We start from the raw sequence: 14,651 nt of genomic DNA, 5'->3' as shown, positions 1-14,651 counted from the left end.
CTCCCTCTCTCTTAACCGATAATTTCTTCAATTCGGGCCAGTATATCCTCATTCAGCTCAATGCCGGAAGCCTTTACATTCTCCTCCACCTGCTCAGGGCGGCTCGCGCCGACCAAGGCACTGGATACATTCGGCTGGCGCAGAATCCAGGCCAGTGCCAGATTGCCTACAGAGATATCCAGTTCAGCGGCAACCTTGCCCAGCTCCTGAACCTTCGTAAGCTTCTCCTCCGTAATTCCTTTGCGCATCCAGTCGAGCCGGGCAGCCCGGCTGTCTGCCGGAATCTCGGAGACCGAGCTGTATTTGCCGGTCAGCAGACCTTGAGCGAGCGGAGAGAATACGACTTGTCCGATTCCCTTGCGCTGCCCAAGCGGGATAATCTCCTTCTCGATATAACGTTCAAACATATTATAGACCGGCTGATTGACCACGATATGATCCAGCAGATACCGGTCGGCAACCGCAAGGGCTTCGGTCATCTGCGCCGCTGTCCATTCACTGACCCCCACATAGAGCACTTTGCCCTGACGGACCAGATCATCCAGCGCCCGCAGCGTCTCCTCGATCGGGGTCTCCGGATCATACCGGTGACAATAGAGCAGATCCACGTATTCAGCGCCCAGCCGCTTCAGGCTGGCATGGCATTGCTCGGTAATATGCTTCCGGGACAGACCACGGTCATTGGGACCGTCACCCATGACCCCGAACACCTTGGTCGCCAGCACGTAGGATTCGCGCGGATAGCTGCTCAGGGTAGCTCCCAGCACCTTTTCCGCCGCCCCCTTCTCATAGACATTCGCGGTATCAAAAAAATTAATGCCCAGGGAGTAAGCGGTTTCAATGGCCTTAACGGCATTGTCCTGCTCCACATATCCTCCGTAGGTCAACCAGCTTCCCAGGCTAATCTCACTGACCTTAAGTCCGGTCCCACCTAATCTGCGGTATTTCATTAATCCTCTGCTCCTCTCTGAATCCGGCAGTTCCCACCAACCGGTTGCTATATGCACCTATTCATTCTAGAACAATTTGGTAGAAATAGAAAGCGGAGCGGACGGCGGGACCATCTGGTTACGCTCCATGAGTGCCCACAATTGCCCGGATAGCTCTGTTGCTGAATAAGGCGTTGCACGCGTAACCAGCTGTTCGATCATGCCGGTCATTGCCACAGCCAGAAATTGCACCAGGATTCCCTTGTCCATCATCTTGTTAATGCCGCCCATATCCATCTGTTTGTCGAATCCCCGTATCAGTACCGCCTGCAGACGATTTCGGAACGCGGGAACCCCTTGGTTAGCCAGCGCCGCTGCATAGAACGAAGCATGCTCATCGAGGTAACGGAATGTATAGTGCAGAGCCGCCTCAGTAGGAAACAGCGCCTGTTCGCCGCACGGCAGACAGCTGTCAATCAGCTTGACAAAATGTGTCCTGATGCACTGGTCCAGCAGATCGTATTTGTCGGTATAATGCGAATAAACGGTGCCCCGGCTTACATTGGCCCGCTCGGCTATTTCGTTTATCGTAATTTGTTCGAAGTTCTTCTCTGCAATCAGCTGGATAAAGGCTTCAATAATAGCCTCCTGCGATTTACGTATCCTTCTATCCATAAATAACCCCTTCTTCGCCCCGTTCGAATTGATTTGAACACTTCTACAGATTCTGTACAATACTGAACACATTCCGAAATTCTAGCAATTGATGCAGCTATACCACACTGGTAGGATCATTATAGTGAACGTCTACCCGTAAATCAACAGAGACTCAAAATACACGGATCGGAGGATTCAGCTATGCATGCAATTGCTATTCAGCATTATGGTAATCCCGAAGTATTCACAGAAGAGGTACTCCCTACTCCCGCTATCACCGAGACTCAGGTGCGCATTGAAATGTACGCCACAACTGTCAGTTCCGCTGATCAACTGGTGCGCTCAGGCGCATTCAAGGAGGTCATGCAGCTGCAGTTCCCCCATGTGCTGGGAGTAGAAGTAGCCGGAATAGTGAGGGCGATTGGGAAAAATGTGTCACGGCTGAAGGTGGGCGACCGCGTCATGGGGCTCTCCAGGTCCGGCGGCGGTTACGCAGACTTCTTAGCTCTGGAAGAGAACTCAGCGGTAGTTATTCCGCCTGAGCTTTCCTTTCAGGAAGCTGCCGCCCTGCCCGCCTCTGCCTTGTCTGCCTGGCAGTCCTTATTCAAGTACGGCAAGCTGCATTCCGGCCAGCGGATTCTTATTCACGCTGGCGCTGGAGGGGTAGGACATCTTGCGGTGCAAATGGCCAAGCAGCACGGCGCCTATGTCCTGGCCACCGCCCGGGAGTATAATCATGAATTTGTGCGGCAGCTTGGAGCCGATGAGGTTATTGACTACACGACCACTGATTTCGCAGAAGCAACCGGCACAGTAGATATTGTATTGGATATGGTGAGAGAAACTTCCATTGATGCGGACACTGGATTAGGAGCAACCGAACAGAAGAACCTTCAGATTCTGCGGGACAACGGCAGGCTAATCTCCCTGGTAGACCCGCTGATCACCACCCACCCCAAGGTTCGCGGAATCGAGGCCCAGTTTGCCTATATCGAGCCGAACCCAAAGGATCTGGCTTCCATTATCCAGCAAGTCCGCGAGCATAAGCTTAAGGTGCATGTGGAGGAGATTTTCCCGTTTACAATGCAGGGGATAGTAGGTGCGCATAATCATTATGAGACCCGGAAGGTTCGGGGGAAATTAGTGATCCTGAGACAGGGATAGAACATTATACAGAACCAGGCTGTTATGTCGTACTTGGAGTGCAGATAGATTCCAGGTGAACATTCAGCACCCGGATCACACGTTGTTTATTCATCCTGTCAGGCTCAAGCATGGCATGAAGGGCCAGGCCGTCAATCAGGGCATACAGCCGTTCGGCTTCATCCCCCTTATCCAGCCCCTGCTTGAAGAGTGCGTGCTGATCCAGGTAGTCAATAATCTGCACAATCAGCGGATAGATCGCATCATTAAGCTCAACAGGCTTCTCCCCACCAGTCTTGAGATGGAAGGTAAATGCGAACCATACCTCCATCTCAGCCATGCTGCTGTCGTCCGTAGGGAGCAGCTCCAGCAGCACCTTCATAATCTGCTCCCGCGGAGGAAGCTCCGACTGCATAATGTCCACAATCCTCGCTGTTACGCGCTCCTTCACCAGATTCATAGCAAACTCCAGCAATTCATGCTGAGTGGAGAAATAATGGCGCAGTGCGCCCAAAGAAACACCCGCCTCGGCAGCAATATTACGCACCGTAGCCCCTTTGATTCCCTGCCGGATAATGACCCGCCAGGTGGCTTCGGCTATATTCGATTTTCGTTCGGAATGATCTACAATTTTTGGCATGACCATATTGTAGCATACCCGAAATGATAAGCACAATTTAAATGATACGATTGTATTATTTAAAATCCGCTGTTATACTTCGACTAGGCTATAACTACTATCAACAATAACAAGGGGTGCTATATGAATCTGGTGGCATGGGCGATTGTGACCTGTGAGGTCTTGTTCTGGGTGGTCATTCTTGCAGGCTTTACAGCACGTTATATTTTCAAGCGGCCTACACTGGGGCTCATTTTCCTGGCGATGACTCCGGTCCTCGATATCCTACTGTTACTGATTTCCGGCGTGGATTTGGCACGGGGCGCTACCGCTACGACAGCACATGCTCTTGCGGCTGTGTATATTTCTGTGTCTCTTGTATTCGGTAAAAGCATGATCGCCTGGGCCGACGAACGCTTCCGCTACTATGTTACCAAGCAAGGGACGAAGCCGGCCAAGCGTTACGGCATGGACCATGCCAAGCATTATTTCAAGGGCTGGGTGAAGCACTTGCTCTCTTTTGTGCTCGCTGCCGGTATTCTGTATGGATTGATATTGTGGATCGACGATGCCGCCCGCACGGAGGCGCTGTTAAGTATCCTGACTGTATGGTCCGTGGTGGTCGGCATTGACCTGATCATCACTGTTACCTATTTCATCTGGCCCAGACAGGCCAAAGGTTCGAACTAAGCTCCGGCAGGAGCAGCTGGTTCATCGAAAAAAAGCCGGCTTATATGCCGGCTCTTATATTTTTCACCGTCCGCTGTTCCAGTGAGAAATGCTTGTAGATTCTATCCCCGCCATCGCCAGTAGGGGCCTGCGCCAATAACCCAACCTTGACTGAGTCTCCCACCGGAAGGTTAAAGAAACGCATCATGTCAAACCGTACGCCGTCGGTCGAATAATGAAAAGCAAAGGCATTCCCGGATCTGGCGGCCTGCAGCCATACCTCATTACCCTCAATATTGCAGCCGTTCGCATCATCCGAGGTCTGGTTCGTAACTACGCTGACCACCGCATGGGTATCAAAATCTGTCAGCTCGAAGCAAGCCTTCGCCCAGACCGACAGATCCTGCATAATCATAATGGAAGAAGAATCGTACGTGTCCCGGAAGTCATGACTCACCTTCACCCGCAGCACGAAATCCCCGGATACTTCAGTATAGAAGAAAGGCGCGTTGGTCAGACTCTCAGGCGTCAGCCCTTCTTCCGCAACCGCCCCGTTATTGCAGAAAAAATCACTGTTAGCAGTGGCCTCTATTATAATACTGTCATCCTCAAACCTGATGTTCCCTTCATTCATCCATTGGTACGCTGCAAAATCAGTCTTAGTCATTTGGTAGTCCTCCTATTTTTGGATAATTTTCATGGAATGCAAACGCATTCTCATAATATAGCAAAATGGAAAACTAACCAATAGTAATATTTTGACAGACTCTTATAAATTAGGTTGAATTAACCCTTGGTTTAAGTCGTATCCTATAACTGTCGACACCTAAACAATCAATTGGAGGCCTCCAGATGAACTATTATTCCATTGGCGAAGCGGCAACGCGGTTAGGGGATTCGGGAATCTACCATACGTTTTTATGAGAAGCAGGGGTTACTGCCCCGGATGGAGCGGGATGGAGCGGGATGAAGCGGGCAGGCGGATTTTTACGGAGGATCACCTCGTTTTCCTTAAGATCATCCTCTATCTGAAAAACACACAGATGCCCATAAGCCAGATCAGGCAATATGTAGACTGGATGGCGGAGGGGGACAGCACGATTGCATTGCGGCTTGCCATGTTTCAGCTCTCTGAGTCTTCCGTTGAAGTCATTGAGATTGCCCCGCCTGCTGTGAATACGGATCTCGGCGGATCAGGACTGCATGTCCATGGCGAGCCGTTAGATGCATTCACGGACGGGATCTTCCAGGGACTCACTGAAGGACTCTTGGAGATCGGATACGGCACATCCGTAGACCGTCTGCGCATGTCACGGGAGCAGATTGACAAATATGCAGTGCAAATGTATGAGGCGACAAGGAGCTATATTGAATAAAAGATTGAATCGGAACATACGAAAACAGACCGTCTTAGGGTAGACGGTCTGTTTGGGCGTACGCATAATATGATAGAACTCCGCTTACATCAGCTTCTTAATCTTCTCTACCGGTAACTCCACCGCTTTGGATACCTCTTCTGGAGTAAGTCCGTGAAGGAGTAATTTACGGATGATCTCCGTCTGGCCTTGTTCAATTCCCTGTTCTATGCCTTCAGCTATACCTTCTTCATATCCCCAACGCTTCCAGGCTGGCATGAGTTCCATAATCGCTTCACCCTCCTCCGGGTATTGTATCATTAATTCTTTTATGATCTCTTCATCCTGGGCCCGGTCCGGCTTGAAATATAAATCTGCCACTGACATCACAAGCGCCAGCCGTCCTTGATCGAGCCGTGTCTTCAGCTTCATGAACATGCGCAGGAACTCCCGGCGCACATCTCTTGCTTCTCTTGTAGTATACCCCATCTTAGCTAGTAACGCAGCAGCTACTGCATTGTCTGAATCAATAAATCTTCGCCAGTTCTGCTTACGCAATTCTACCTTGAGAAACTGAAAGCGCAGAATCTGGTGCTCAGGAATAACCATCTCCAAGGTGTCCTGCTCCTCCCTGATCTCATCTGAAGTGAAGATGGCAATCGGAATAATCAGCTTATGTTCTTTGCGGTAGCGCTCAAATAGACGGCTGAAATAAATAAACATCCGTTCATGAAACCGTGAATCCCGATACGACTGCGGCTCCAGGTGAATGAGAATATAACCGTCCAGTCCTTTGTAGCGGATTTCCAGCAGGAGATCCAGTTCCCGCGCTTCCTCACCAACAATATCCACCAGCAATTCCTGCATCAGAAACCGGGTCTCATTATAATCCAGCATCGAATCAAGCTCAGGAAAAAACAACTCAATAAATTCCTGAAAAAACGTCTCCAGCAGCTTCTTAAAAGCCTCATCATGTGGTAAAGGTATTTTACCTTGCTAAAAAAAGAGCAGCCCCGAATAAATGGGGCTGCCCTTGTCTGCTCAGAAGCTTTAGCTTTGTCTACTTATCCTACTTTTCACCCGCTTCAACAAGCTTATCCATGAGCCGGACGATCATCACTACGGCTTCAGCGCGGGAAGCAGAATCCTTTGGTTTGAAGGCGCCATTGCCTTTCCCTGTGACAATGCCTGCATTAGCGAAGGCATTAATTGGCTCTGCCGCCCAGCTTGCCGGGAGGTCGGAGAATGGTGCCGGTGTGCCGGGAACATAGCTCGTAAGACGCGCCAGCATAGTCACAGCTTCCGCGCGGGTGATCTCCTGTTTGGGGTGGAAGGAACCATCGGCGTAGCCCTGAATGACTCCATGCTGTTGAAGCGCCGCAAGTGCCTTCGAAGCCCAATGTCCCTCCGTATCGGAGAATCCGGTCCCCTGCGACCCCGTGAGGCCAAAAGCTTTTGTGAGCATTACAGCAAACTCAGCGCGTGTTACTTTGGCTTCAGGATGGAATGAACCATCCGCGTAACCCGTTATCATCCCCATCCGGGCTGCACGATCAATGAATGGTGCACTCCACAGAACGGCAGGTACATCCTGGAACTTGACAACTGCAGCCGTCCGGCCTTTTGCAACGATAGATTTAAGCGCATCTAAGTCCAAGGTGTCTTTCAGGACAGGCCTGGTTACCGTTGGCTTTGCGGGACCGGCAGTTATAGCCGGTGTTGGTACCGGTGTCGTCGTTGCTGTCGATGACGGTGTTGCTGTCGGTGTTACCGCCGGCTTTGGTGCTGGCGTTACTGCCGGTGTTCCTCCCGATTGTGGCGTTGGCGTTGGTGTCGGCGTCGGCGTTGCCACCGGTACCGTTCCGCCCTCAACCACGATGGGAATCGCAATGGTTAAGCCGCCGAAGGAAGCAGTAATCGTTACCCCGTCCCCCGCTGCAATACCCGTAATGATCCCCTTGTCCGATACCGAGGCGACCGCAGGATCTGAAGTTGTCCAACGAACCTGATCCGTAACCACTATATTTGCTCCATTGTCATATACCGCTGTAATCACGGAAACTGCTTGCTTGTTCACCTGTAAGGTGTGTGTGCCAGGCTCGGCGGTCAGCTTCAGCAGCTTTGGCACCGTACCTTCTGCCTGAACCGTTACCGATAGCTTCACCGGCGGCATGTTACCGTAATTCGCCTGGATGGTAGCTTCTCCCACTTCAACGGCATGAATGATACCCTGGGCGTCTACTGTAGCTGCCCGCTCATTAGAAGATGTCCATACCGCTTGATTCGTGACATCGGCAGTGGAGTTATCGCTATAGGTAGCCGTAAGCACCGTCGCGTGCGTGTCGCCGACATTCAGCTTCAATTCGGCCGGGGCTACGGCCACGGAAGTCACTGTCCGCTCATCCTTTTTCACAATCGTATAGTTGTCAATTAATTCTGCGCTCTGCGTAGTGCGGGCTTGGATGATGATCTCATCATGTCTTACCTGAATGGCAGAATAGACGGGAACATCCTCGTCAAACATGAAATCAAGATACTCGTATTTGCTTCCATCGTAGAACTTCCAGCCCGACGCTCCGCCGTCCAGATAGACTGTTCCTTGCTCTCCGCTTGGCAGCGGCTTGCCTTTGCTCATCGGATAGGTGCGCGCATATACATGGTCATGGCCTTCCAGCACCAGATCGACCTTCAATTCTTCCAGAATAGGGGCAAAATAAGTCTGTGTGTATTCAATCAGATTGCCGCGTCCATCTTCGGTATGATAGGCAGGTTTGTGGAACATGACAATCTTCCATTTTTTATGACTGTTCAGAAGATCCTCCCGCAGCCACTCCGCTTGCTTGCCCATCGTGACTTCGTCTGCTTCGGAGTTCAGTACCACGAAATGCACCTCTCCTGAATCGAACGAATAGGCATACTCCTTCTGGAGCTCTGGCCCATTATTAGGAAGCCCCAATCCTTTGGCGAAAATGTACTTTCCTCCCCCTTTTACATCATGATTCCCCATGGCATACGCTGAAGGAACAGAGGAGGTATAGATCGACGAGGCTTGCCAGAACTGGTTCCATTCATTCAAAACCGCCCCATCATCAACCATATCACCGCCATGCATAACGAACTGGGTATCGGGATAATTCGTGAACGCATTCTGGATCAATTGCTGATAGGTCTCCAGCCCATTGTCCCCTTTGGTATGCGAATCGGTTACAAATACAAAGGAAACAGGTTTGTCCGGCGCAGCCTCCACCGTCTTATAATTGGACCAATCGCTCCAATGGCCTTCGTAGCCAACTCTGTAATGATAGCCCGTACCTGGCTCAAGACCCGTGACTAATGCGTTATGAAGCTTGATTTCGCCCATAGGTCCGCCTGCAACCTCAGGAATGACCTCCACCTCGGAGAGCGCGCGCTGCGTGGCTGCTTTTGCCGGAGCATTCGTCAGATCACTATCCACCCAATCACTATCTTTCATATACTGGATGTAAGCTTCTTGAACACTTGGCGCGCTCTGCCACCCTACGCTCATCATCGTCTTCATATCTTCGGTCACAAAGGTCTGCACATATTGCGGATCTGCCCCGCCAAACGGAGCTACAACATTCATACTGGTACTCTCGCTGGTCCCGCCATCCTTGACAGCCTGAACGCTCCAAGTGCCAATGGCAAGGTTCGTCAGGGACGTATAGATCTCTCCCTTGGCATCCGTCAAGCCTATTCCTGCGGTAAGATCACTCTGCTCCACATCTGCGGATGAGATGTACCCTGCCTTGCTGCCATCCGGCAAATACACCTTGATGAATCCGGAGGCACTGCCTGTTGTGGCGAACATCCGCGCGTCTTTCTCTACAGCAAGCAACACTGCGGACGATGGATCGGCTTTGGCATATACTTTGGACCCATCGGCGGTTACACGCACATAAGTCTGAGGACCGCTGGTATCGCTAAAATCAATCCCGGCTCCTTCCACCGGCGCTCCTGCGCGGGAGGTAACCGTGATGATACTCTGAGTGTGCAGCGCTGATCCCTTGATACTGAGCTTGTAAGGAAACCCGATCTTATACCTATGCGGGGAGGCTAAGGAAGGAACTCTCGTCCCGCTTTCATACCCGAAACTGCCTTCCACCATAGCCATCTGCTTAGCCGTCTCGCCGCGTTCCATTTTCGCAGAGCGGTTCACCTCAAAATCAATACTTGCCAGCGCATCCGCCTGATCCCCTTGCAATCCCTCGGCACTGACTTCAACATAGCCGCCTGTATTATCAAGAACTGTCTGCACTTGGCTGAGGCCGGAGCGTGCATTAATTACATTGGCCTGCAATGTCTCTGGATCGAACTTGATTCTGGCATGAAAGCTCTTAGCCTCGCCTACATCCGTTGCCTTCAACTTCAGCCGGTAGGTCTCATTACTGACGGCCTCCTCCGGGGCTTCCAAGGTAAATCTGGCTCCATGCTCAATCTGAAAAGCATATTCTGCCGCTGCCGGATTGCCGGCCATATCCTTCACTTCTGCCAGCACTTGATGATAACCTCCGGCCAGCGGAAGCTCCGGGTGATAGGTAATCTGCTTATGATTCAGATCATAGACATAAGTTGACGGTGCCGCAGGCTGACCATCCACCGTTAACCGGATGGAATCCGGGTCAATGCCCGACTTGGCATCCTCCGCTGACAGAATAATGTCAGAGACAGGGGCGCTCAAGGTTTGATTAGGAGCCGGTGCCGCTGGACTTAACACAGGCACATCCATATCTTCATTAACCGGCTCATCATAGATCAGCCTGACGTCATCAATCCAGATCGAGCCTTTATTCTTTTTGCTCATTTGTCTTTCTTTCATCTGGAAGTAGAAGGCCAGTGTACCCGGCATGGTCAGGTCTGAACCTATATCCGCCTCAACATACTTCCAGCCGCTCCAGTCGATCCCGGTCTCTTCACTCCTGATTTCATACGTTTTGGATTTGCCGGTGGAAGACACGTAGAACTTGGAGGTCAGGCCATGGCCTTCCTGATTGGCATATACCCACATCCCTATTCTCTTAGGTGTTCGGTTAGAGAGCGGCAGCTGAGTCGCCGGACCCACGGCAACCTGAGACGGATTATCGGTTATGCCAATGAAGTCATAATCAATCCGCAGGGACTTTGCTCCGCTATGTACGTATTTCGGATTGGTCTCAAGCGCCAGACTGCCGCTGTGAATGCGGGCACTGTCAAAGGTTAGATCCGCTAAGCGTACCTGTTCAAAATCCTCTACCTTCACGACACCGCTGGGTTCCGCCGCATCCCCAAAGGCAGTCGGTAACGGAGATAGAGCAGGTGTAAGGATGGGAAGCAGAACCGTCATAGCCAAGATCCCGCTTAATACTTTCTTTACAAATGGATGATTACTCACGAACTTTCACGCTCCTTGTTGTCTGTTCTAGTAGACAGCATAACGGCGTAATATGTTCGTAGAGTCATCACAATGTAAACATATTAAATTTTATTGTATTAGACAGCAATCCCCTTCAGGTCCGGGGAGATCCATAGCTCGGCCCCTGTAGCCTTCTGAACGTCTTCCACCGTCAGACCCGGTGCAATTTCCATCAGCATCAGCCCCTGGCCCGGGATCACCTCGATGACCGCCATTTCAGTGACAATCGTGTTTACGACATGTACCGCCGTCAGGGGGAGCTTGCAGTCTTTCACTATTTTCGGCTGTCCGTCCTTGCTCACATGATCCATGGCGATAATGACCCGTTTAGCCCCGACTACCAGATCCATAGCTCCGCCCATGCCTGGTACTTTTTTCCCCGGAATCATCCAGCTTGCCAGATTGCCCTGCTCATCGACTTCAAGCGCACCCAGCACAGTGATGTCCACATGCCCCCCACGGATGATCGAGAAGGAGACCGCGCTGTCAAAATAGCAAGCTCCGGCCATCGTGGTCACGAAGCTGCCGCCAGAATCGATGCAGTCGATGTTTTCTTCTGACTTCGCCGCTTTGGGGCCGACTCCAAGTATTCCGTTCTCCGCCTGTAGCATAATCTGAACATGATCAGGAATATAATCGACTGCCAGGGTCGGCATACCGATCCCCAGATTCACCACATCGCCGTCCTTGAACTCCTGGGCGATTCTTCTCACAATGAATTCCCGGTTATTCATGCGTATTCCCCGCCTTTACAATGGCATCAATCAAAATTCCCGGGACATTGACATGATTGGGATCAATCTCCCCGAGCTTCACATAAGTATCTACCTCAGCTACTACATAATCCGCCGCCATCGCCATCACGAAATTGAAGTTTCGGGAAGAGCCGTCAATCACCAGATTCCCGGCCTCGTCCGCCTTGTGGGCCCGAATTAGTGCCACATCTGCATGGAGAGGCAGCTCGAGTAAATATTCCCTCCCTTCAATATCGAGCTTCCTCTTACCTTCCTCTACAATCGTCCCTACTCCTACAGGGGTTAACACACCACCCAGCCCCGCTCCACCAGCCCGGATTTTCTCAGCTAACGTGCCCTGCGGATAGAGATTCACCTCAGCTTCCTTGGTCATCAGCAGTCTTCCCGTTTCCGGGTTAGAGCCGATATAGGAGGCATAGATCCGCTTGACCCGGCCGCTTTTGACCAGCTTATAGATCGATAATTCCGGGGTGCCGGTATCATTGGAAATTAGCGAGAGCTGACCGGCTGACTGCGTCTCGACAAGCGCACGCACCAATTCTTCGGGGTGGCCTCCAGCCAGAAAACCGCCGACCATCACGGTATCTCCATCCTTCACTCTCTTCACGGCGTCTTCGGCAGAGATTAATTTGTTTATCATAGATTTCAGGCTCCTTGTTTATTATTGGAGAAAAGCTGGCTACAGGCTACTGGATGATATAGTCATGAATGACTTTGCCGTAGGGCAGCGTTAGATCAGCAATGAAATGCTTTCCCCCGCGGTACGTCTTCACCGGCAAATCGGCCACAGGGGCATTCACATGGGGGATCAGGCTTAAGCGGGCCGGCCCGGTCCAAGCGCCTTTTACGTGAACATCTTCAAGAGTGTAGGCAACCAGCTGCGCAATCTTGGGGGTCCCATCCACATCGGGAATGAGCTTCAGATTCACTTGAGTTTTGGCGATAGCTCTAGCTGTGTCCTCTGTATCCAGCAGGTTATGCTTGTAAGGCATGGTTCCCACAGCCACCAGGACATCGTTATAATGCAGCGTGCCAGTCAGCGTCTCTGTTCCTGCAACTGTCAGGCGGGGAGAGGCCCACTTTTTGGGGAACCCCCAGATCTCCCGTCCTCCCAGAATGGCAGGCGCATTATTCAGATACATCTGGGCCACGAAATTGCACGGCTCCCCCTGAAAGGTACACGGAATCACGATCCCGCTCTCCTCATAGCTTCCCAGACCCGACGAATCGGGCATCTTGATCCATTCATAAGACACGGTGTTACTTCCATCCGGCTGCAAGGGTTCCGGGACCGCCTGTCTGATCGCCGCAGGGTCAGATTCATAAGTGATGACCATAAATTCACGGTCAATGAAGCGGTAAGGCGGACGCCCGTAACCCGGACTGGCCGCAGGCATGGATTGCATTACAAGAACCTCTTTTGCATTCATAATGATCTTAAACTCCCTTTCTGTCAGCGTTGTGTTAATAGCGTGCGTTCTCGACCAGCATGGCAATGCCCATCCCCGTTCCGATGCACAAGCTGGCTATACCGTAATGCGACGATCTCCGTACCATTTCATGCACCAGTGTAACTAACACTCTGGCTCCGCTTGCCCCGACAGGATGTCCAATCGCAATCGCGCCGCCATTGACATTCACCTTCTCCGGGTTAATCTCCAGCTCATGCAATACCGCTATGGCCTGTGCCGCGAAGGCTTCATTAATCTCGAACAGATCGATAGCTTCTTGAGGGATATCCTGATTCTTAAGCAGCGACTTAATGGCTCTTACCGGACCCATTCCCATGTAGGCAGGATCTACGCCAACCAGTGAATACCCCTTAATATAGGCTAAAGGCTCTACCTCATGCTCCTTGCATTTGTCTTCCGACATGACCAGCACAGCCGCCGCACCATCATTGATCCCCGAGGCATTTCCGGCAGTCACCGATCCGTTTTCTTTAAAAGCAGGCTTTAGATGAGCAAGCTTCTCTTTGCTGACCTCTCCTCTTACATGCTCGTCCTCCGCGAACCATACAGTTTCCTTTTTGCTGGTGGTCATCACAGGCACAATTTGCTCTGCAAACACCTGCTTCCGTTTAGCTTCGGCGGCCTTGATCTGGCTGTCATAAGCAAATTCATCCTGCTCCAGTCGTGAAATATGATATTTCTCGGCAATGTTCTCGGCTGTAATGCCCATATGGTAATGATTGATCGGGCAGGTCAGCCCGTCAGCGACCACGGTATCTATCAGCTCGCTGTTTCCAAGCTTATAGCCGTTTCTTGCATTTCTCAGCACATAAGGGGCATTCGACATACTCTCCATCCCTCCGGCCATAAGGACACTCCCTTGTTCAGCCCGAATAGAGTTGTAAGCTAAAGCGACGGCATGAAGACCTGAACCGCAAACGGTATTGATAGTTGTTGCAGGGACTTCAATAGGGATACCGGCTTGCAGTGCCGCCTGTCTGGCAGGATTCTGGCCCTCGCCCGCCTGTAGGACATTGCCCAGATAGATCTGCTCCACTAACGCAGGCTCTACATGGCTTTGCTGAAGGCAGGCCGTCATCACGTTCGCTCCTAATTCTGTAGCACTCAGTGTCGAAAGTCCGTTGTTAAATGAACCAACTGCAGTCCGTAAGGGACTTACCAATGCAACTCTGTTCACAAAATCTCACATTCCTTTCTGATTGTAGTGGACTTACGTGCGGGTATGATCACGATGTATGAGAGAGTATGCGTTACGGCTTAGATCGGCTTAATCAGCTTGATTAGCTTGATCCGCTATGCCGCCTTGATCGCCTTCCTCCATTTGAATATTTGGTATTTATTTACATATTCAGTGTAAGCCTAAACGCCGGTTTCCTCAACACTCAAAAATATACATAATTTTACATACAAATAGCTCTCGGCCCTTGTACACTCCCCAACGAGGTCATGCTATCATTTCCTTTGATATTCTGGTTATTAATGGTTATTTCAGAAAAACGCATGAAAACATACCAAAAGATTTCACACAAGCGGAAACAGCTTTGCCGTCCTTTTAAAGGACGGTACTGTTTCAGCGAGAAATAGAAGGATAATTTAAAACGTGAAACATATAAATTCTTCTATTTAAAAAAACGCCTCCGAC

General features: G+C 51.0%; 13 protein-coding genes and 2 pseudogenes. 5 read left to right on the top strand and 10 right to left on the bottom strand.

All coding sequences use genetic code 11. The features are described 5' to 3' along the window. Positions 1 to 11: 11 nt before the first annotated feature. A complete protein-coding gene (locus tag NST26_RS09320; protein ID WP_209872675.1) occupies positions 12 to 950 on the bottom strand; it encodes an aldo/keto reductase family protein in 939 nt (312 codons plus the stop codon). A 66-nt stretch (positions 951 to 1,016) separates the two neighbouring features. Beyond that, positions 1,017 to 1,604, bottom strand: a complete 588-nt coding sequence (locus tag NST26_RS09315) for a TetR/AcrR family transcriptional regulator (RefSeq protein WP_209872679.1) — start codon at positions 1,602 to 1,604, stop codon at positions 1,017 to 1,019. Positions 1,605 to 1,787: 183 nt separating this feature from the next. Between NST26_RS09315 and NST26_RS09310 the strand changes: the two genes are divergently transcribed. Continuing rightward, positions 1,788 to 2,750: an NADP-dependent oxidoreductase gene (locus NST26_RS09310; protein WP_340954632.1), complete on the top strand. Its 963-nt coding sequence runs from the start codon at positions 1,788 to 1,790 to the stop codon at positions 2,748 to 2,750. 22 nt (positions 2,751 to 2,772) lie between these two features. Here the strand turns inward: NST26_RS09310 and NST26_RS09305 are convergent, their stop codons facing one another. Beyond that, positions 2,773 to 3,369 carry a TetR/AcrR family transcriptional regulator gene (locus NST26_RS09305; RefSeq protein ID WP_340958110.1) on the bottom strand — a complete coding sequence of 199 codons (597 nt, stop codon included), beginning with the start codon at positions 3,367 to 3,369 and terminating at the stop codon, positions 2,773 to 2,775. Between the two features lie 123 nt (positions 3,370 to 3,492). Between NST26_RS09305 and NST26_RS09300 the strand changes: the two genes are divergently transcribed. Continuing rightward, entirely contained in the window at positions 3,493 to 4,038 is a 546-nt protein-coding gene (locus NST26_RS09300; protein ID WP_340954634.1) for a hypothetical protein, read from the top strand. A 40-nt stretch (positions 4,039 to 4,078) separates the two neighbouring features. On the opposite strand, the gene NST26_RS09295 is transcribed toward NST26_RS09300, so the two are convergent. Next, a complete protein-coding gene (locus NST26_RS09295; RefSeq protein WP_340954636.1) occupies positions 4,079 to 4,684 on the bottom strand; it encodes a DUF1349 domain-containing protein in 606 nt (201 codons plus the stop codon). Positions 4,685 to 4,912: 228 nt separating this feature from the next. Here NST26_RS09295 and NST26_RS34015 point away from each other — a divergent pair, with 228 nt between their 5' ends. The 3 genes and pseudogenes from NST26_RS34015 to NST26_RS09285 all read left to right on the top strand — a co-directional run. Continuing rightward, positions 4,913 to 4,987 (top strand): MerR family DNA-binding transcriptional regulator, encoded by a 75-nt coding sequence (locus NST26_RS34015; protein ID WP_155991183.1) that lies wholly within the window; start codon positions 4,913 to 4,915, stop codon positions 4,985 to 4,987. After that, positions 4,974 to 5,036, top strand: a pseudogene (locus tag NST26_RS34010) (hypothetical protein); the annotation flags it as partial. The gene NST26_RS34015 and the pseudogene NST26_RS34010, both read left to right, overlap by 14 nt. A 78-nt stretch (positions 5,037 to 5,114) precedes the next feature. Then, a pseudogene (locus NST26_RS09285) lies at positions 5,115 to 5,393 on the top strand (short-chain dehydrogenase); the annotation flags it as partial. 84 nt (positions 5,394 to 5,477) lie between these two features. Here NST26_RS09285 and NST26_RS09280 read toward each other — a convergent pair. The 6 genes from NST26_RS09280 to NST26_RS09255 all read right to left on the bottom strand — a co-directional run bounded on the left by NST26_RS09280 (position 5,478) and on the right by NST26_RS09255 (position 14,186). Next, a complete protein-coding gene (locus tag NST26_RS09280; RefSeq protein ID WP_340958112.1) occupies positions 5,478 to 6,359 on the bottom strand; it encodes an Rpn family recombination-promoting nuclease/putative transposase in 882 nt (293 codons plus the stop codon). Between the two features lie 82 nt (positions 6,360 to 6,441). Beyond that, entirely contained in the window at positions 6,442 to 10,761 is a 4,320-nt protein-coding gene (locus NST26_RS09275) for an S-layer homology domain-containing protein (RefSeq protein WP_340954637.1), read from the bottom strand. Between the two features lie 98 nt (positions 10,762 to 10,859). Then, positions 10,860 to 11,516 (bottom strand): 3-oxoacid CoA-transferase subunit B, encoded by a 657-nt coding sequence (locus NST26_RS09270; RefSeq protein WP_036721471.1) that lies wholly within the window; start codon positions 11,514 to 11,516, stop codon positions 10,860 to 10,862. Next, on the bottom strand, positions 11,509 to 12,177 hold the full coding sequence (locus tag NST26_RS09265) for a CoA transferase subunit A (RefSeq protein ID WP_036721470.1): 669 nt from the start codon (positions 12,175 to 12,177) through the stop codon (positions 11,509 to 11,511). The genes NST26_RS09270 and NST26_RS09265 overlap by 8 nt, the downstream gene beginning before the upstream one ends. Positions 12,178 to 12,223: 46 nt before the next feature. Then, entirely contained in the window at positions 12,224 to 12,967 is a 744-nt protein-coding gene (locus NST26_RS09260) for an acetoacetate decarboxylase (RefSeq protein WP_340954642.1), read from the bottom strand. A gap of 34 nt (positions 12,968 to 13,001) precedes the next feature. Next, the gene (locus NST26_RS09255; protein ID WP_340954644.1) at positions 13,002 to 14,186 is read right to left on the bottom strand and encodes an acetyl-CoA C-acetyltransferase; all 1,185 of its coding nucleotides are present in this window, start codon (positions 14,184 to 14,186) and stop codon (positions 13,002 to 13,004) included. Between the last annotated feature and the right edge of the window lie 465 nt (positions 14,187 to 14,651).

The organism is Paenibacillus sp. FSL R7-0128 (genome assembly GCF_038002245.1).
GTDB lineage: Bacteria > Bacillota > Bacilli > Paenibacillales > Paenibacillaceae > Paenibacillus_AQ > Paenibacillus_AQ silagei.
This window is presented reverse-complemented; position numbering and strand designations above follow the sequence as displayed.

Bases quoted from the DNA above. Each gene is read 5' to 3' on its own strand.
- NST26_RS09320 (WP_209872675.1), bottom strand. From the start codon at position 950: ATGAAATACCGCAGATTAGGTGGGACCGGACTTAAGGTCAGTGAGATT.
- NST26_RS09315 (WP_209872679.1), bottom strand. From the start codon at position 1,604: ATGGATAGAAGGATACGTAAATCGCAGGAGGCTATTATTGAAGCCTTT.
- NST26_RS09310 (WP_340954632.1), top strand. From the start codon at position 1,788: ATGCATGCAATTGCTATTCAGCATTATGGTAATCCCGAAGTATTCACA.
- NST26_RS09305 (WP_340958110.1), bottom strand. From the start codon at position 3,369: ATGCCAAAAATTGTAGATCATTCCGAACGAAAATCGAATATAGCCGAA.
- NST26_RS09300 (WP_340954634.1), top strand. From the start codon at position 3,493: ATGAATCTGGTGGCATGGGCGATTGTGACCTGTGAGGTCTTGTTCTGG.
- NST26_RS09295 (WP_340954636.1), bottom strand. From the start codon at position 4,684: ATGACTAAGACTGATTTTGCAGCGTACCAATGGATGAATGAAGGGAAC.
- NST26_RS09270 (WP_036721471.1), bottom strand. From the start codon at position 11,516: ATGAATAACCGGGAATTCATTGTGAGAAGAATCGCCCAGGAGTTCAAG.
- NST26_RS09265 (WP_036721470.1), bottom strand. From the start codon at position 12,177: ATGATAAACAAATTAATCTCTGCCGAAGACGCCGTGAAGAGAGTGAAG.
- NST26_RS09260 (WP_340954642.1), bottom strand. From the start codon at position 12,967: ATGAATGCAAAAGAGGTTCTTGTAATGCAATCCATGCCTGCGGCCAGT.